This window comes from Paraburkholderia agricolaris, assembly GCF_009455635.1.
Lineage (GTDB): Bacteria > Pseudomonadota > Gammaproteobacteria > Burkholderiales > Burkholderiaceae > Paraburkholderia > Paraburkholderia agricolaris.
In genome coordinates, this window is record NZ_QPER01000002.1 from 334,352 (window position 1) to 352,302 (window position 17,951).

Here is a 17,951-nt window from a genome sequence, read left to right on the forward strand (position 1 = left end):
CGTGAAGCTTTCCGGCCACGTCGCCTGGCCGTTGTTAGATATCAAGCGGCAGCGATAGTCCAACCTTGACCTTCGACATCACGACCATGGTTTCGAAGTGGCGAATATTTGGGTTCTGTCTAAACACACGCGTCGAGAATTCTTCATAGTGATCGATGTCACGCATCGAGATCATGATGACAAAGTCCGCCCGCCCGGTGACGACGTAACACTGCATAACTTCAGGCAATGACTTGAGAAAGCGCTTGAATTCATCGAGCAGATCAACACGCTCCCGTTCAACCTGAACCATCACCAGCATCATCAGCGGCAAGCCGACCTTATTCGGATCGACGACCGACACGTCCTGCTGAATGTACTTCTCGTCTCGCAACCGTTTGACTCGTCGCATACACGCGGGTGGACTCAATCCGATTTCCGCGGCAAGCAACTGGTTGCTGATCTGATTGTTACGCTGGAGGATCGCAAGGATCCGCAAATCGAAATCATCCAGCGAATTAGCTTGAGTAGTCATTGGATTTCTCAAAAAGCGAGACGAAGAAATTCTTCGACGCTTATCGGCCCGGATAGTTTTTTTGGATTTCTCGGTGCGTCCATACAATCGTAGCATCAATCATCGATACGGAAAGCGCGAAACAGAGCATGTGAACCGGGCGCCTTCTATCCATCGGGAGGCTATGTACGCTGGTCTCGCCAGCGTATGCAGACGACACGATTCCGGTCAGCCTCGCCGACTTGATTACCGCTACACAAGCTCATTGCGGCGATAGCAGCGATCGGTTGATTCACTGAGGAGTGCAGCGTTTCAGGCCGCATTGCGGTGTGACTAGCGAGTCGATATCTGTTCAAGCGATCGAGGTTTCCGTTCCCCTTGTCAAACGTCTTTTCTATGAGTTCCAACACATCGCAATTCACCTTCGACGGCCCGGATTGGGGATGGCGTGTGCCGTTTGTACCAGGTACTGCAATCATCGGCATTTTCGGTTTCTGGTTGCGTCGCAGTGTAGGTGAATCGCCGCGTGGTGCCGTGCACGTCGAAAAATCAATGTCTTCCCCGATACAGATCGTGTGGCGAGGTCATCGTCGCAACCTGATTCGCACGTTTGGAGTGGCCTCTCGGGATGCGCTCAGCTACAACTTCGCGGTAACGGTTTTTGGGGGCTTCGCACCGTTTGTTGCAACGTGGCTGATTAGCATGACAGGCAACCCGTTATCGCCCACCTGGTATATCGCAACGGGCGCCCTGATCAGCCTGGTCGCTGCTCGCCTATCGCGCGAGACTGCGCAGACGGTGTTGCGGTAGCGATGGGATGTCGAACCGCACGAGAGATTGATGACTTTTCAAGCACCGTTGCGCCGAATTCAATCGAGCATCCAGCGAGGCGAGTGGCGTGCACTTCGGATTTCGCGCGAGCCCCAACAAAAGAAATTTCCTAATGTTTTTCCGCGTCCATCGTTTTTTGGATTTCGTAGCGTGTCCCTAGAATTTAGGCTTCAATTCAACGACTCGGCAATGCGGAGAAGAGAATGCGACCAAGGCAGCTTTTATACATCGTGACGCTGTGTGTCCTCACGGCACCGGCGTACGCGGACAATACGATCGTGGTCGGTTTTGCCGGCGCGCTCACTGGCGGTCAGGCTCATTACGGCAAGGATAGTGAGCACGGCATCCGCCTCGCGCTTGAGGAAATAAACGCTAAGCATCCAATGATCGCTGGCAAGCCGGTCACATTCGCACTCGATGCGCAGGACGACCAGGCTGATCCCAAGACCGCGACAACGGTCGCGCAACGCTTCATCGATCAGCACGTGAGCGCCGTCATTGGACATCAGAACTCGGGCACGTCGATCGCCGTCGCACGAATTTACGCCGCCGCAAATGTCGCGGAGCTGACACCGTCGGCGACCAATCCGCAATTCACTCACCTCGGCTACCGGACGACCTTCCGCATGCTGGCCAACGATAACTTTCTCGGTCAAGCCGTTTCGCGTTATGCAGTCGAGCAGTTGCACGTGCGGCGCGTGGGCGTCATTGACGATCGCACGGCATATGGACAGGGCATCGCCGACGTGTTCGCTGACGACATCGGCAAGGCTGGTATCGCTGTTGCCGCACGTGATTACACAACGGACAAAGCGTTCGACTTCGGTGCTCCGCTCACATTGATCAAGGGCAAGCGGCCAGACGCGATCTTCTTCGGTGGCATGGACACCCAGGGCGGACCCATGCTTAAGCAAATGAAGAAGTATCAGATCGAGGCGCCTCTGATGGGGGGCGACGGCTTGTGCACCGAAGAAATCCAGAAACTGGCCGGCGAAGCGCTCAACGGTAATCTCTATTGTGCAGACGGCGGCCGCAGCCTGGCAAAGATGCCGGGTGGTCCAGCCTTTGCCGAGCGCTTCAAGGCGAAGTATGGCGAACCTGTACAACTCTACGCACCCTATGCATATGACGCGATGATGGCCATCTACCATGCTGTCATGCAGGCGCAGTCGGGCGACCCCGCGAAGATAGTCGATGCGCTGCATAGGGTGGACTTTCAGGGCGTAACCGGCAACGTTTCATTCGATGCGAACGGCGATCTGCGAAACCCGGTTGCCACGATCTCAACATTCAGGGGCGGCCACAAGGTGGCGCTGTCAGAGGTGTCGAAATGAGCTCACGCATTCTTGCGGTCGGAACGGCTTCACTTCGCGAGATCGCGAAACCGGTTGGCGACGTTCACGATCCCGTTGTGCGGGAACAGGCACGCGCGCTGACCGAAGAGATCAAGGCGTTTCGCGAGGAGCACGGATTCGGTCGAGCGATCGCGGCGCCGCAGATCGGCATTGGCAAACGGATGATCGGCCTTGCGCTGCCCGGCTGGCCGGAGGTGATCGTGAACCCCGAGATCGTCTGGTGCAGCGCGGAACGTATGACACTCTGGGACGATTGCTTCTGTTTTCCGGAAATGCTCGTGAAGGTCGAGCGACACGTTTCCGTATCGATCGTGTACACGACGCTTGAGGGCGGTGTTCATGTAAAGGAGCGTCTACCGCCGGACCTGTCCGAGTTGATGCAGCACGAGATCGATCACCTCGACGGAAAACTGTCTTTCGACCATGCGACCGGACCCAACCCGCTCGTGCACCGTAGTGTCTTCGAAGCGGATCTCGCGGCATTCGCCCGACTCGTCGACTACTTCCCTCACACAACCTGAGAGTTCCTGTATGCCTGTTCAAGACATCGGCCGCATCGACGGCCTGACCTATCCTACCGGCGTCGCGTATATGGCCGGTAAGTTCATGCCAATTTCGGAAGCGCGTATCTCGGTGCTCGACTGGGGACTTCTTCACTCAGACGTAACCTACGACACCGTACATGTCTGGAAAGGGAAGTTCTTCCGTCTCGATCTACATATCGCGCGGTTTCGCCGGTCGCTGGCCAAGCTGCGGCTGAACGTGCAATTCAGCGATGAGGCGCTTCGTGACATCCTGGTCGAGTGCGTGAGGCGGTCAGGGTTGCGCGACGCATACGTCGAAATGCTTTGTACGCGAGGGATATCTCCGACATTCAGCCGTGACCCGCGCGAGGCGATCAATCAGTTTGTCGCGTTTGCAGTGCCGTTCGGGTCGGTTGCCAACGCGCGGCAACTGGAAGAAGGGCTACATATGCATCTGATTGACGACGTGCGCCGAATTCCAGCGGAGTCGGTCGATCCGCAAATCAAGAACTACCATTGGCTTGACCTCGTGACCGCGTTGTTCAAAGGGTACGACGCCGGCGCCGAAACCGTGGTCATTAAGTGCACGGACGGCAGTCTCGCCGAGGGTCCGGGATTCAACGTCTTTATCGTGAGCGACGGGGTGTTGCATACCCCAGACCACGGCGTACTTCATGGCATCACACGCCAGACGGTGTTCGATCTCGCGGATGCGGCAGGTTTGCGCTCACGTACAGGGGCGGTTAGCGAAAGCCAGTTGCGCAATGCTGACGAGGTATTCATCACGTCAACGGCCGGAGGCATCATGCCGGTGACGCGGCTCAACGGTACGGCGATCGGGGACGGCAGGCCCGGACGTATTACGCGCGCATTGTTTGACGCATACTGGGCTCGGCACGACGATCCGGCATGGAGCCTGGCGGTCGACTACGGGGACCAGCATGCTTAGCAAGACGCTCGTTGAGCGGCTTCAGGAAAAGCACAATTCACTCAAGGTACAAGGATCGGTCAAACGCGAGTTCGCGCTGACTTCGGCGCAGTCGGCTCATATTTTCGCGAAGCCAACTTCCGGGTCGGCGGGGCGGCGCTATCTGAATCTGTGCTCGAACAACTACCTAGGCCTCGCAGACGACCCTCGTCTCAAGGAGGCCGCCCGTGAAGCCGTCGCGCGGTATGGTTTAGGCATGGCGTCCGTGCGATTCATCAGTGGCACGAACGAGTTGCACTGGAAACTGGAATCAAAACTCGCGGCCTTCATGGACACCGAGGCGGCGTTGCTGTTTCCTTCCGCGTTCGATGCGAACGGTGCGCTATTTGAGGCACTGACTGCCGAAGGCGATACCGTGGTGTCCGATGAACTGAATCATGCGAGCATCATCGACGGTTTGCGACTTTGTCGCGCCACGCGGCATCGATATGCGAACCGCGACGTCGCCGCCGCCAATGACCAGTTGCGCCAAAGCGGCGGGCAAGGTGCGAGATGGGTTGTCACCGATGGCGTGTTTTCGATGGACGGGTTTCAGGCGCCGCTGAATGAACTGGGTGAGATTTGCCGCGCATCGGAGAGCATGCTGATCGTCGACGACTCGCACGGCATCGGCGTGATCGGCGAAACCGGTCGAGGCACGGCTCAATCGCAGCGGGCGCACAACGCTGTGGATCTGTATGTCGGCACGCTTGGTAAAGCATTGGGCGGGGCAGCGGGTGGATTCGTCGCAGGTCCAACGCTTGCGATTGAGACGCTTCGGCAATTTGGACGTCCCTATCTATTCTCCAATGCACTTATGCCTGCGATCGCCGCGGCTTCAATTTGCGCACTGGATATCCTCGCTGGCGACGAAATCGACTTTGCCCGGTTGCGCGCGATGAGTGACTATTTGCGCTCTGGCCTCGAGGCACAAGGGTATGAGGTATTGCCTGGCACTCACCCGATTGTCCCAGTGATGTTTCATGACGCGGTTCGCGCACAGTCTGTCGCAAGTTCGCTTGCCGAGAAAGGCATCCTGGCAGCAGCCTTTTCATTTCCGGTGGTGCCCAGAGAAGCCGCTCGACTTCGGCTCCAGTTGTCCCTTGCGTTATCCGATTCGGACGTGGAGGACGTGCTGCTCGCATTTAAAGCAATTCGGATCTGATTTCTGTTTGCCGGTACTGTCGCAAAGCGACGCTTGAAGAAAGTGCCGCGTTGCTCGGTTACAGCAACGGCAGCGTCAGTCTGATGTGCTCCGCAAATGCCGTGGTCAGATGTGAAGGACGCTCCCGCTCGAACTTCAGCGTAATACCTACCGCGGGCAACGACGGTAGCGTGGGATCGCCATTGAGTATCGTGAGATCGGGGGCGACTGCAGTCTGCGTGATGACGGCAAAGGCCTGCCCCGAGCGGACCAGCGCCGTGAGCCCGGCAAGACTGCTGCTCGCATAGGCGATGCGATAGGCCCTGCCTGCGCGTTGCAGCGCATCGCAGGCCGCCACGTGGTCGAGCGTGTCCGGATCGGAAAGCGCCAGTGGCAATGGATCGAAATGGGCGGAGTCCAGTCCCGGATAGCCTACCCAGACCAGCGGCTCGCGGCGAATGATATCGGCATTCGGCGCGTCTTCCGGCAACGAGATCATGGCAAGGTCCAGCGCATGCATCTCCAGTTGTTCGAGTAGTCGCGGGGTAGGGGCGCACATGACCTCCACCAGCGCATGCGGGTGCTGGCTTGAGAACTGACGCAGCAAATGCGGCAGAAAAACGGCGGCGTAGTCTTCCGGACAGCCGAAACGGATCGTTCCCGACAACCCTTTGCCGGACAGATCGGCCATCGCTTCGTCGTGCACGCGCAGAATGCGTTGGGCGTGGATCAACAGCCGTTCGCCGGGATTCGTCAGCACCACCCCACGACCCGTGCGCTGGAATAGCGGCTGGTCGACGATTTCTTCGAGGCGCTTCATCTGCTGACTCAGCGCGGACTGGGTCCGGCCAATCCGGTTAGCCGCGCGACTCAGCGCCCGGACCTCGGCTATGACGATAAACGAACGCAGCAGATCGATTTCGAGTGAAAGGCTCAAGATATTAGGCTCGCTTCTAGCTTCCATAAGAAGTATTCGATTCTATGAAAGCAGAGTGCCCTCTAGACTGCAAGTTATTCCAGCCACCCGCCAAGGGAGAAGCAACGTGTCCGGGAACAATGACGCAGTTTTCTGGCGCAACGCCAGGCAGCACCTCATCCGCTACGGCGGCACCTTCGAGCCGATGATCATCGAGCGGGCCCAAGGCAGCTTTGTGTATGACGCGGACGGCCGCGCGATTCTGGATTTCACGTCGGGGCAGATGAGCGCGGTGCTTGGGCACAGCCACCCGGAGATCGTGTCGGTGATCAATGAATACGCCGGCAAGCTCGACCATCTCTTCAGCGGCATGCTTTCGCGACCGGTGGTCGATCTGGCAACCCGGCTGGCCGACATCACGCCTGACGGACTCGACCGGGCGCTATTGCTCAGCACCGGCGCGGAGTCGAATGAGGCCGCCATTCGCATGGCGAAACTGGTCACCGGCAAATATGAAATCGTCGGCTTTGCGCAGTCGTGGCACGGCATGACGGGGAACGCGGCATCCGCGACCTACAGCGCCGGCCGCAAGGGCGTCGGTCCGGCAGCCGTCGGCTCCTTTGCGATTCCTGCGCCGTTCCTGTACCGTCCGCGCTTCGAGCGCAATGGCGAATACGATTACCTGGCGGAACTGGACTACGCCTTCGATCTGATCGATCGTCAGTCCAGCGGCAATCTCGCCGCGTTCATCGCGGAGCCGATCCTCAGTTCGGGCGGGATCATCGAACTGCCGCCAGGCTATATGGCCGCGCTAAAGCGTAAATGCGAGGAGCGCGGCATGCTGCTGATCCTCGATGAAGCGCAAACCGGCGTGGGCCGCACGGGCACGATGTTCGCCTGCCAGCGCGACGGCGTCACACCGGACATTCTCACCCTGTCGAAAACGCTAGGCGCTGGTCTGCCGCTCGCGGCGGTCGTGACCTCCGCGCAGATCGAAGAGCGGGCCCATGAATTGGGTTACCTGTTCTATACGACCCATGTGTCCGATCCGCTGCCTGCCGCTGTCGGTCTGCGGGTGCTGGATGTGGTCGAGCGCGAGGGGCTGGTTGCGCGTGCGAACCTGATGGGCGAGCGGCTCAAACGCGGCTTGCTGGATTTGATGGAACGCTTCGAGTGCATCGGCGACATTCGCGGGCGCGGGTTGCTGCTCGGTCTGGAGATCGTCAAGGACCGCCGCACGAAGGAACCGGCGGACGGGCTTGGCGCGAAGATCACCCGCGAGTGCATGAACCTGGGGCTCAGCATGAACATCGTGCAGTTGCCCGGCATGGGCGGCGTGTTTCGCATCGCCCCCCCGTTGACTGTCCGCGAGGAAGAGATCGACCTGGGGCTGGAGCTACTAGGGCAGGCGATTGAGCGTTCGCTATAATCGCCCCGCTATTTATCGATGAGCGGCGAGCGGCCGGACCGCGCCCGGCACCCTGGGCAACGTCAGTCCGCTTGCGAAAGCTGAAATACGTTCCCTTCCGGATCCTCGCCGTCACACATCAGTTGGGCAAAGCCGTCGAAGCGCTTCAGGCTGCGCATCGGTACACCGGCGTTCACCAGTTTCTCGCGTAGCTGCGGTAATCCCGTTTGCACCGAGAAAACCATCTTGGCATTCGACGTATTGGCGGCGACTGGCCGGTCGCGGTAAGGTTCGCCGACACGGTGCAGGGCAATCTCCATGCCGCCTGCGTTGAGTACAACCCACTCACCTGCAATTTCTTCTGTGACGGGAAGATCGAAGTGTTGCTGATAGAACGACTTCAGCAATGCAACATCGCGGACGTACAGTATTAACCTCGTCATAGAGACGGACATCGGATTCTCCGAATGGGATTGGCGATTGAACTTCCGCTTTGACGGCATGCCGCCGCCCGTATCTTAAGACATGCCCCTACCCACACATGACGAACGAGCAGGCTCCCTTGATTACCACACGCATTAGCCAGGCGCTCCTGCGTGGCGCCCTCGGACTCGAGCAGACCGAACGCGGGTTGATGCCGCACCGCTTGCCTGCCTGGGCGCGCGCTCAATGCACCGACCCTCAGTTGGCGATGGCCGAGTCGCAGCCCTCAGGAGTACGACTGGCGTTTCGCACCCCGGCGACGGATATCGAAATCGATGTCCTGCCGACACGGTACGCGTATGCGGGTGTCCCGCCGCGGCCAGCCGGTGTGTATGACCTGCTGGTGGACGGCCGCCTCGTCCATCAGAGTAGTGCAACGGGTGGCGACACCGTGACGATCGACATGGCCACCGGCACCGTGTCGAAGCAGTCGGGTTCGCTGGACACCCTGCGGTTTAGCGGCCTGCCCAGCCATGACAAGAAAGTCGAACTCTGGCTGCCGCACAACGAAATCACGGAGCTTGTCGCGCTGCGCTCGAACGCCCATGTCGAGCCGGTTGTCGACGAGGGGCGAACAGTCTGGCTGCATCACGGCAGTTCCATCAGCCATGGCTCCAACGCACAGAGTCCCACTTCGATCTGGCCCGCGCTTGCCGCTTCCCTCGGCGACGTGGAGCTGGTCAACCTTGGATTCGGCGGCAGCGCGCTACTCGACCCCTTCACCGCCCGAACGATGCGCGACACGCCTGCCGACGTGATCAGCCTGAAGATCGGCATCAATCTCGTCAATGCGGATCTGATGCGGCTGCGTGCTTTTACGCCGGCGGTGCACGGTTTTCTCGACACCATCCGGGAAGGCCACCCAGACGCGCCGTTGCTGATCATCTCACCGCTCTATTGCCCGATTCACGAGGACACGCCGGGCCCTGGCGCGTTCGATATGAATGCGCTCGCCGCAGGTAAGGTTTCGTTTCGGGCCACAGGTGATCCGGCCGACCGCAAGGCCGGAAAGTTGACGCTGACCGTCATACGGGATGAGTTGCGACGCATCGTGCAGCAGCGCGCGGCGAACGACCCACATCTGCACTATCTCGACGGACTTGAACTCTACGGTCAACAGGATTTCGCCGATCTGCCGCTGCCCGATCAACTGCATCCGGATGGGCCCGCGCATCGCCGCATTGGCGAGCGGTTCGCCAGGCTCGCGTTTGGCGATGGAGGTCTTCTCTCTACTGAGCGATCAACACGGTGAAGCCCGCAAAGGCTGCATGAACGGACATCCACGCCGACGGGTCAGCCGTCTGAAACCTTGAACAGTTTCGCGCACATAAAATCGACGAACACTCTGAGTTTCGACGACAACTGCCGGCTCGACGGCCATAGGATCGAGAACTGTCCTGGGGCGATCTGATGCGCGCCGAGCACCGTCGTCAGCATGCCCGTCGCGATTGCATCGCGAACCAGGAAGTCCGGCATGTAGCCAATGCCAAATCCCGCGATGACAGTCTCGCGTAACGCTTCCATGTTGTTGCAGGTCAGCGCCGTGCGCAGATTCGCAGGCTCACTTCCATCCGCCAGCAATTCCCACGGCTGCAGCTTGCCGGTTGTGCGAAACCGGTAACGCACGCAGGCGTGCGCTTCCAGGTCGCGCAGTGTGGCCGGCACACCCGCTTGCGCGAGATAGCCCGGCGACGCGCACAGCACGAAGCAGAATGCGCCGAGACGGCGCGACATCAAACTCGAATCGCTCAGCGTGCCGCTGCGGATGACGGCATCGAACCCGCCTTCGACGACGTCCACGAGCCGGTCGTTGAAATCCAGATCGAGCTCGACGTCGGGATAGCGTCGCGTGAATTCCGGCAGCACCGGCAACAGGAATCGATAGCCGATCGCGGGCAGGCTGATACGCAGCTTGCCGCGTGGTGTTTGCGCGGCCTCCGACAGCATGGCCTCGGCATCGCGCAGATCCTCCAGTATCCGGTGACAGCGATCGTAGAAATGACGGCCTTCGTCGGTGAGCGTGACCTTGCGTGTGGTGCGATGGAAGAGCCGCACGCCGAGCGAGTGTTCCAGCTTCGCAATCGCCTTGCCGACCGCCGACGCCGAGATGCCGAGCTTGTGCCCGGCGGCGACGAAGCTAAGCGCCTCTGCCGTGCGCACAAACGCGACGATTCCGTTGAGGTTGTCCATCCCGTTCTGACACCCGTAAAGCCGATTGAATTAAGGAATTTAACTCCTTTATCATCGGAATTCCACGGTGTTTTTATTTGATTGAATCCGAATTATCGTTGATCGCTCTGCCGGGAGTGCGCGCACAGGAGGTGTCGCGCGGACCGGCTTTCTTTGGGGAGCGTCGATGAGCAACACTTTTTCGTCCGTTTCAATGGGACGGCCAGTCGCCATTCTGACGGCCGTTTGTCTCGCAGCGCTCGCGCTGCCGCTCAGTTTTTCGGCGGGTGCGCTGGCAACGCCCGCGATTGGCCGGGAGCTCGCGGGCGGCCCGGTCGAGATGAACTGGATCACGAACGCGTTCATGCTGACCTTTGGCAGCCTGTTGATGGCGGCGGGCGCACTCGCGGACCGGTTTGGACGCAAGCGCCTGTTTGCGATCGGTGTCAGCGGATTCGCGCTGGTCTCGATGCTGCTCGGCTTTGCACCGTCGATCCTGGTCGTCGATCTGCTGCGCGCCGTGCAGGGTGTTGCCGCCGCGGCCGCGCTGGCGGGCGGCACTGCGGCTCTTGCCCAGGAGTTCGACGGTCGCGCGCGCACCCGCGCGTTCAGTCTGCTCGGCACGACCTTCGGGCTTGGGCTGGCATTCGGACCCGTGCTGGCGGGCTTCATGATCGAGCGCTTCGGTTGGCGAGCGATCTTCGCGACGGGTGCCGTGGTGGGTGTCCTCTCGCTGCTGTTCGGCGTGCCGCAGATGCGTGAATCGCGCGACCCGGATGCGCGGCGTATCGACTGGGCGGGAATCGCTACGTTCACCGGGGCGTTGTCGTGCTTCACGTTCGGCGTGATTCAGTCCTCGGAGAGCGGCTGGTCGAACCCGCTCGTCGTCGGATTTCTGGTGGGCGCGGCATTGCTGGGCACTGCGTTCTGGGTCATCGAAACGCACGTCGCGCGGCCCATGCTTGATCTGTCTCTGTTCCGCTATCCGCGTTTTGTCGGCGTGCAGGTGCTGCCGATCGCGACCTGCTACTGCTACATCGTGCTGCTCGTCGTGCTGCCGTTGCGTTTTGTCGGTGCCGACGGTTACAGCGAGATCGAGGCCGGCTGGCTGATGCTCGCGCTGTCGGCCCCGATGCTGGTCGTGCCGCTCGTTGCCGCAACGCTGACGCGCTGGATGTCGGCCGGCGTCATCTCGGGCATCGGCTTGTTGATCGCCGCGGCCGGCCTGTACTGGCTGACCATTGTGTTACGCGACGGTGCGAGCCATGCCGCGATCGCTCCCTTGCTCACAATCGGCGTCGGCGCGGGAATGCCGTGGGGATTGATGGACGGCTTGTCGGTGAGCGTCGTGCCGAAGGAGCGCGCCGGCATGGCGACGGGAATTTTCAGTACCACGCGTGTGGCAGGTGAGTGCATTGCACTCGCAACGGTCAGCGCGATTCTGGCAGCGCTCACGCAGGCTCGCGTGCAGTCGATCGTGAGACCCGATGCTCGATCCGCCGACGTATCCGAAGCGGCGGCACGTCTCGCAGCGGGCGATCTGGAGCGCGCATCGGCGCTTCTTCCGCATGTCAGCCACGCGGCATTGCAGCACATCTATACCGATGCGTTCGGCCTTTTGCTCGCGGGGCTGACTGTCGTTACGCTGCTGTGCGCGATTGCGGTGTTCGTGATTCTTGGCCGGACTCGCACCGACGACGATTCATCAACGGATCGTGAGCGCCGTGCAAGCGTGATGGCGAGTGATCGGGAACCTGCTTGACGTGTCGTCTATTTATTCAATCGGCATTGCCGGCTTGCGCCTGAAGCACGCCGACACTTCGCTCAGATGTGAACTTCAGAGCCGCTCAGATTGCGGGAAAGGGGGCGAGAGTAATTGTCTGAGCAGCGAGACGGTCGATGCTCTCGTTCCGAGGCAAAAAGCGGCATAAAAAAAGCCGCAGACGACGCTGCGGCTAACAAACACACACGCCGAACGTTGGGGAACGCTGACGTGTTTCCTGATGCTATCGAAGCTCGCTGCAACTGCAAATCGGGTATTTTGTATGAAGCATTCGATCGCCTTGCCGGACAAGCCTGTTGTCGTAATTGCGCCGAGCGGGAGTCGCGAAAAAACCACATAGGACCGCGTGTGGCCGCGCAAGCGCTCGGCGGGCGCGTGAGCGCCTCGTGAATCGGACTTCAGTTCACGCGTGCCACTGGCGGCGGCGTCCACGATCCGTCGGTTATCGCAGCCTGCGGCCAGTACGCGCGAATGTACAGCGAGAACACGTCCTTGGGCGCTGGAACCCAGTTCGATTCCTTGTCCTCTCCCGGCGAGTCGCTCTGGAAATACAGCGTGAGTGAACCGTCCGCGTTGTACTTGAGTGATTTGCTCTTGGTGCCGAGCGAGAAACGGTTCAGCTTGTTCGCTTCAAAAAGGTGTTCCTTGTTGTAGACCGTCAATGACCAGAAGCCGTTGACCGGTGGCGTTTGCCCTTTCGCGAAAGTCACCGTATATCGATTGGCGCCGTTCAGGCGTTGTCCCGTCGAGTCGAAGTCCGTATAGATGTAGCGCGTTTCTTGCGGCGCGTTGTCGTACATATTCGACTTCGCCGATGCGGTGCGGGACAGGTAGTCGGTGCCCCAGCGCGCGCCATTGGGCGGAGACGTCCAGCCATTTCCCACCGGCCGGCCATTGTTCCGGAATTCGAACAGCGGGCTGATCAGATCCGCCTCCGCGGCTACCGCGGTTTCCGTCAGTGTTGCCTTGATCTGCGGGTCTTTGGCCGCGGCATCCAGTACGGACTCAATCGTGCGATAGACGGCTTCCTCACCGGGCAGTGGGGGCACCATTTTCATGACCAGCGGGAGTTCGTCGAAGTACTTCTCCGGAATAACCCATTTAACTTCTCCCTTCCCGTCGGTAGTGGGAGGCGGAAAAGAAGGGGTGATCTTCCAGTCTTTGGTCTTCATCTTCCCGGTAAATTCGCTCAGCGGATAAACCATGACCTGGCTTAGTAAAGGCTGAATTGCGGCCTTGTCCTCTGGCGTATCGTCCTGGAAAATACGCGGGAATATGGCGACCAGGTTAGTCGGCGAGCGATGTACCGCGACAATTCCAGCCGGAACCTTGCCTTTCCAGTCCGGGCCCACCAGAAGATGCAATCCGGGTTTGGTGCCGTATTGCGTGCCAATTTGACCGAATGAATCCGTGCGTGCGTCGGAAAGCTGATAAGTGTAAAAGCGCTTGCCGAAATTCGGTACCTGAATGACAACCGGCGTTTTATCAAGCTCCATGAAACCCGCACCGTACACTGTGTCCTGGTTGGGGCATGTCACAAAGTTTTCGGCCGAGTCGATATAGTCCGTCAGCATGGAAACCTGGTTATGCGGCGAACCGGGAATCACGCCGCCAATCCGGCCTGGTTCCGGCAAGTCCTTGACAGCAAGTGAGCGGTTGTAGTTGTTCACCAGCGTCCAGCCCCAGAGATAGGCGAAGCGCCCCACTGTGGCGACGTACTCCTTTGTCATCACCGTGCCCGGTGGCGTACCCATGATTTCCGCTGCGGATTTTGCCGGCGAGCCTGGCTGCGCCTGCGCGGCCATGATGAACGTGGTCGAGACCGCGACACCCAGAATAACGTGCTTGAGATTCACGCCTACTCCTCGTCAAGAATGGTGAGTCATGCCTGAATACGCCAGCAGAGCATTAGGAAATGCTTGTGGCAACGTACTTGTCGAATTGAGCAAATTCGCAACAGGCGAAGCAATAGCGATCGATAAAATCGTGAATGCCAGAGCCGAGCCCGCTTATCACAAGACAATGAATTATTCAAACCCGAAAAAGCTTGAATCTGTTGCGCACTCCCAGTCAAAAATAGATGACTAGTCTTTGTTATTTGTCAAAATATCCGATTTGCATGCAATTCACGGGATATTCGTCTTGGCTGCGTTGCCACTCTATCAACATTTGCAGGTTCCATGTAAGCTTTACCGCACCCATTCAGACAGGGCCAATTAAATGATGAACACCATGAAAGCGCCGAAGTGGACTTTTCCCTGGATCGCAGCGGGTTTAATCGGATTAGGCCTGACGGCCTGTAGCTCGTCCGGTACGAACCCGTCAACTAGCGCGAGTGCGGCCGCGTCCGTTCCTTCCGACGAGCAGATCGTGTCGTCCTGGCATTACCTGTATGGGCGCTATCTGGTGCTGCAACAGGAGAACTACGACATCAACGTCGAGAAGGTTGGCTACAACAAGATCAAATACAACCCGCTGGGCTCCGCGCAGTTTGTGAATCCGAATCTCGACGTGGCCTACCTGGAAGCCTGGCTTGCAGCTGACAAGGATCACGCAGTTATCCTGAACGTTCCCAAAGTCACAGGGCGCTACTACACGGCCCAACTACTCGACGGATGGGGCGAGGTCATTACCAACATCAATGAGCGCACCTATCCGGATCACCCGTATGGCAAATTTGCCCTGGTGATCAAGGGCACCAATCCGCCGGTGCCGGATGGCGCGGTCAAGATCGAATTGCCTTCGGCCAAGGCGAAATTGCTGGCGCGCGTCGAGCTCAAGGGCTCACCGAAGGTTGCCGTGAAGTTGCAGCATCGCTTCACTGTCGATGCGTCGCCCGATACCCAGATCGATCCGCCCTTTCCCGTGCCGTCCTTCACGCCGGCCGCGCCCATTGGCGGTGAGATATTCGACCACGTAAGCGAAGCGCTGGCCACCTATCCGGATGCCATGCCGAAGGCGGCCGAATATCAGGCGGCGGCACTCAATGTCGCCAACTATGCGAAGAGCAGCGACGCTGCCCACAAGCGCGTCAACGACGTCGTCAAGGCCAAGGCCATTCCGGCTTTCCTCGCGAATGCCAAGGGTTTCGGCACACAAAGGGATGGCTGGTCGGTGACTTATGTGGCCGGCAATTTTGGCAATGACTATGTGGCGCGCGACATCGTCAACTACGGTGGTCTGTGGGCCAACGTGATCAGCGAGGCCATCTATTTTGTGGGGCTGAGCGACAGCGACAAGCAACCGCTCGATGGCAGCAAGACCTACGAGATCCGCTTCCCGAAGGGTGAAAAGCCAGATGGGCATGTCAAGGGATTCTGGTCGGTGACCTTGTACAGCGTGCCGGACTATCGCGTTGTGCCCAACGCGTTGCATCGCTACAACCTGAATAACGTGTCCCATCTGAGGGCAAATGCCGATGGCAGCACGAGCATCTGGCTGGCACCGGTTCGACCGAAAAACGTAGCTCAAAGCAACTGGTTGCCTACGCCGGAAGGCAAGGGCTTCTCGCTGAACTTCCGTACTTATGTTCCGAAGGACGAGGTTCAGCAAGGTGACTGGTTCCCGGCACCGATCAAGGCCGTGAATTAACCGTTATCGAAGATAGCGGCATCGAAGGTTCAGTCTGTCCGGGCTTGCTTCGGGCAGACTGAACTGGCTACCGTTCAACGCGTCCTGGCGCCAGTAAGCCCGTGTCTGCAGGCCGCTTCGGCTCCAATCATAGTAGTTCTGGTCTCAAAGCCGGTATCGCTGGCTCTCTCCCTGTCTGGCCGACCGTCAATTAATATCTTTTGCGACCTAATTGCGCCGCAAAAATATATTGGACGTCTTACCGGCCTTCTCGCACTATTCGTATATTCCCAGCTCACCCCGTGCGCGCTATCGCGAGCCACCGCTTGCGGGCTATCGGCATGTCGTCGCCGTTCTCAACGGTGCGTTAGCCGGGCTGGGCACAATTCTAATTTTGACGACCCCAATACCTGAGGATACAGATGCCTGACTATCGTTCACGAACCTCGACCCATGGCCGCAACATGGCCGGCGCCCGTGCCTTGTGGCGCGCCACCGGCATGAAGGACGGTGATTTCGGCAAGCCCATTATTGCGGTGGTGAACTCGTTCACCCAGTTCGTGCCGGGCCATGTCCACCTGCGTGACCTGGGCGCGCTGGTGGCGAGCGAAATCGAAGCGGCTGGCGGCGTGGCGAAAGAGTTCAACACCATCGCGGTGGACGACGGCATCGCCATGGGTCACGGCGGCATGCTGTATTCGCTGCCCTCGCGCGAACTGATCGCCGACTCGGTGGAATACATGGTCAACGCGCACTGCGCCGACGCCATGGTCTGCATCTCCAATTGTGACAAGATCACCCCGGGCATGCTGATGGCCGCCATGCGCCTGAACATCCCCGTCGTTTTTGTTTCCGGCGGCCCGATGGAAGCGGGCAAGGTCAAGTCGCCGACCGATGGCCAGGTGATCGCCAAGATCGACCTGATCGACGCGATGATCAAGGCGGGTGACTCCAGGGTCAGCGACGCGGAAGTGGCGGAAATCGAGCGCAACGCCTGCCCGACGTGCGGCTCCTGCTCGGGCATGTTCACGGCGAACTCGATGAACTGCCTGACCGAGGCAATTGGCCTTGCGCTGCCCGGCAACGGCACGATCGTCGCCACGCACGCATACCGCAAGAGCCTGTTCGAACAGGCGGGCCGTCTGGTCGTGGATCTGTGCCGCCGCTACTATCAGGAAGAAGACGCGTCGGTCCTGCCGCGCAGCATCGCCAACAAACAGGCATTCGAGAACGCCATGGCGCTCGACGTGGCCATGGGTGGTTCGACCAACACCGTGTTGCACCTGTTGGCAGCCGCGCAGGAAGGCGGCGTCGATTTCACGATGTCCGACATCGATCGCATTTCGCGCAAAGTACCGTGCCTGTGCAAAGTGGCGCCCGCCACCGACAAGTACCATATCGAAGACGTGCATCGTGCTGGCGGCATCCCCGGCATTCTCGGCGAACTGGCCCGCGCGGATCTGCTCGACCTCTCGTGCAGCAACGTGCATAGCGGCACGCTGGGCGACGCGATCGCCAATTGGGACATCGCCGGCGGTGCGGGTGAAGCCGCGCAGAAACTGTTCCGTGCGGCCCCGGGCGGGATTCCGACCACGGTCGCGTTCAGCCAGGAAGCCACGTTTGCATCGCTCGATACTGACCGCAAGACCGGCTGTATCCGCAGCAAGGAAAGCGCGTACTCGAAGGACGGCGGACTCGCGGTGCTGTACGGCAATCTTGCTGAGAAGGGCTGTATCGTCAAGACCGCGGGCGTCGACGAATCGCAATGGGTCTTCTCCGGGCGCGCGCGCGTTTTCGAGAGCCAGGACGACGCCGTCGAAGCCATTCTGGGCGACAAGGTCGTGGCGGGCGACGTGGTTGTGATCCGTTACGAAGGCCCCAAGGGCGGCCCCGGCATGCAGGAAATGCTGTACCCCACGTCGTATCTGAAATCCAAGGGCCTGGGCAAGACCTGTGCGTTGTTTACAGATGGCCGTTTCTCGGGCGGTTCGTCCGGGCTCGTGATCGGACATGCGTCGCCGGAAGCAGCCGAAGGCGGCACGATCGGTCTGGTGGAAGAGGGCGATGTGATCGAGATCGATATTCCGAACCGCAAGATGCACCTGGTGGTATCGGACGCTGACCTGGCGCGCCGTCGCGAAGCCATGGAGGCACGCGGCGACAAGGCCTGGCTGCCGGCGAATCGTGAGCGCGTGGTGTCGCAGGCGTTGCAGGCATATGCCGCACTGGCGACCTCGGCTGACCGTGGCGCGGTGCGGGATATCTCGCAACTCAAGCGCAAGTAAAGTGAAACGGCCCTGCCGCCGTG

At 59.7% G+C, this 17,951-nt stretch carries 16 protein-coding genes; 11 read left to right on the forward strand and 5 right to left on the reverse strand.

The window, feature by feature from the left end:
• Nucleotides 1-34: 34 nt before the first annotated feature.
• The gene (locus tag GH665_RS22970) at nucleotides 35-514 is read right to left on the reverse strand and encodes an Lrp/AsnC family transcriptional regulator (protein ID WP_153139195.1); all 480 of its coding nucleotides are present in this window, start codon (nucleotides 512-514) and stop codon (nucleotides 35-37) included.
• 375 nt (nucleotides 515-889) lie between these two features.
• Here GH665_RS22970 and GH665_RS22975 point away from each other — a divergent pair, with 375 nt between their 5' ends.
• The 5 genes from GH665_RS22975 (at nucleotide 890) to GH665_RS22995 (ending at nucleotide 5,335) form a co-directional block, all read left to right on the forward strand.
• Entirely contained in the window at nucleotides 890-1,303 is a 414-nt protein-coding gene (locus GH665_RS22975) for an MFS transporter (RefSeq protein WP_153139197.1), read from the forward strand.
• A 224-nt stretch (nucleotides 1,304-1,527) separates the two neighbouring features.
• Nucleotides 1,528-2,658: a branched-chain amino acid ABC transporter substrate-binding protein gene (locus GH665_RS22980; RefSeq protein WP_153139199.1), complete on the forward strand. Its 1,131-nt coding sequence runs from the start codon at nucleotides 1,528-1,530 to the stop codon at nucleotides 2,656-2,658.
• Nucleotides 2,655-3,200: a peptide deformylase gene (locus GH665_RS22985; protein WP_153139201.1), complete on the forward strand. Its 546-nt coding sequence runs from the start codon at nucleotides 2,655-2,657 to the stop codon at nucleotides 3,198-3,200. The genes GH665_RS22980 and GH665_RS22985 overlap by 4 nt, the downstream gene beginning before the upstream one ends.
• Nucleotides 3,201-3,210: 10 nt before the next feature.
• Nucleotides 3,211-4,152 (forward strand): aminotransferase class IV, encoded by a 942-nt coding sequence (locus GH665_RS22990; RefSeq protein ID WP_153139203.1) that lies wholly within the window; start codon nucleotides 3,211-3,213, stop codon nucleotides 4,150-4,152.
• The gene (locus GH665_RS22995; RefSeq protein ID WP_153139205.1) at nucleotides 4,145-5,335 is read left to right on the forward strand and encodes a glycine C-acetyltransferase; all 1,191 of its coding nucleotides are present in this window, start codon (nucleotides 4,145-4,147) and stop codon (nucleotides 5,333-5,335) included. Before GH665_RS22990 ends, GH665_RS22995 begins: the two co-directional genes overlap by 8 nt.
• Before the next feature lie 58 nt (nucleotides 5,336-5,393).
• Here the strand turns inward: GH665_RS22995 and GH665_RS23000 are convergent, their stop codons facing one another.
• Nucleotides 5,394-6,278 (reverse strand): LysR family transcriptional regulator, encoded by an 885-nt coding sequence (locus GH665_RS23000; protein ID WP_174771749.1) that lies wholly within the window; start codon nucleotides 6,276-6,278, stop codon nucleotides 5,394-5,396.
• Between the two features lie 79 nt (nucleotides 6,279-6,357).
• Here GH665_RS23000 and GH665_RS23005 point away from each other — a divergent pair, with 79 nt between their 5' ends.
• A complete protein-coding gene (locus tag GH665_RS23005) occupies nucleotides 6,358-7,659 on the forward strand; it encodes an aspartate aminotransferase family protein (protein WP_144192995.1) in 1,302 nt (433 codons plus the stop codon).
• Nucleotides 7,660-7,721: 62 nt separating this feature from the next.
• On the opposite strand, the gene GH665_RS23010 is transcribed toward GH665_RS23005, so the two are convergent.
• Nucleotides 7,722-8,093 (reverse strand): VOC family protein, encoded by a 372-nt coding sequence (locus tag GH665_RS23010; protein WP_153142248.1) that lies wholly within the window; start codon nucleotides 8,091-8,093, stop codon nucleotides 7,722-7,724.
• 107 nt (nucleotides 8,094-8,200) lie between these two features.
• On the opposite strand from GH665_RS23010, the gene GH665_RS23015 reads away from it, so the two are divergent.
• Entirely contained in the window at nucleotides 8,201-9,373 is a 1,173-nt protein-coding gene (locus GH665_RS23015) for an SGNH/GDSL hydrolase family protein (protein WP_246216328.1), read from the forward strand.
• A gap of 41 nt (nucleotides 9,374-9,414) precedes the next feature.
• On the opposite strand, the gene GH665_RS23020 is transcribed toward GH665_RS23015, so the two are convergent.
• Nucleotides 9,415-10,311 carry a LysR family transcriptional regulator gene (locus tag GH665_RS23020; RefSeq protein WP_153139211.1) on the reverse strand — a complete coding sequence of 299 codons (897 nt, stop codon included), beginning with the start codon at nucleotides 10,309-10,311 and terminating at the stop codon, nucleotides 9,415-9,417.
• Between the two features lie 166 nt (nucleotides 10,312-10,477).
• Here GH665_RS23020 and GH665_RS23025 point away from each other — a divergent pair, with 166 nt between their 5' ends.
• Nucleotides 10,478-12,052 (forward strand): MFS transporter, encoded by a 1,575-nt coding sequence (locus GH665_RS23025; RefSeq protein WP_153139213.1) that lies wholly within the window; start codon nucleotides 10,478-10,480, stop codon nucleotides 12,050-12,052.
• A gap of 419 nt (nucleotides 12,053-12,471) precedes the next feature.
• Here the strand turns inward: GH665_RS23025 and GH665_RS23030 are convergent, their stop codons facing one another.
• Entirely contained in the window at nucleotides 12,472-13,878 is a 1,407-nt protein-coding gene (locus GH665_RS23030) for a DUF1254 domain-containing protein (protein WP_153139215.1), read from the reverse strand.
• 79 nt (nucleotides 13,879-13,957) lie between these two features.
• On the opposite strand from GH665_RS23030, the gene GH665_RS23035 reads away from it, so the two are divergent.
• The 3 genes from GH665_RS23035 (at nucleotide 13,958) to ilvD (ending at nucleotide 17,928) form a co-directional block, all read left to right on the forward strand.
• Complete coding sequence (locus GH665_RS23035) at nucleotides 13,958-14,161, forward strand: hypothetical protein (RefSeq protein ID WP_153139217.1); 204 nt, start codon at nucleotides 13,958-13,960, stop codon at nucleotides 14,159-14,161.
• A 282-nt stretch (nucleotides 14,162-14,443) separates the two neighbouring features.
• A complete protein-coding gene (locus GH665_RS23040) occupies nucleotides 14,444-15,664 on the forward strand; it encodes a DUF1214 domain-containing protein (protein ID WP_246216329.1) in 1,221 nt (406 codons plus the stop codon).
• A gap of 401 nt (nucleotides 15,665-16,065) precedes the next feature.
• Complete coding sequence (gene ilvD / locus GH665_RS23045) at nucleotides 16,066-17,928, forward strand: dihydroxy-acid dehydratase (protein ID WP_153139221.1); 1,863 nt, start codon at nucleotides 16,066-16,068, stop codon at nucleotides 17,926-17,928.
• Nucleotides 17,929-17,951 lie beyond the last annotated feature (23 nt).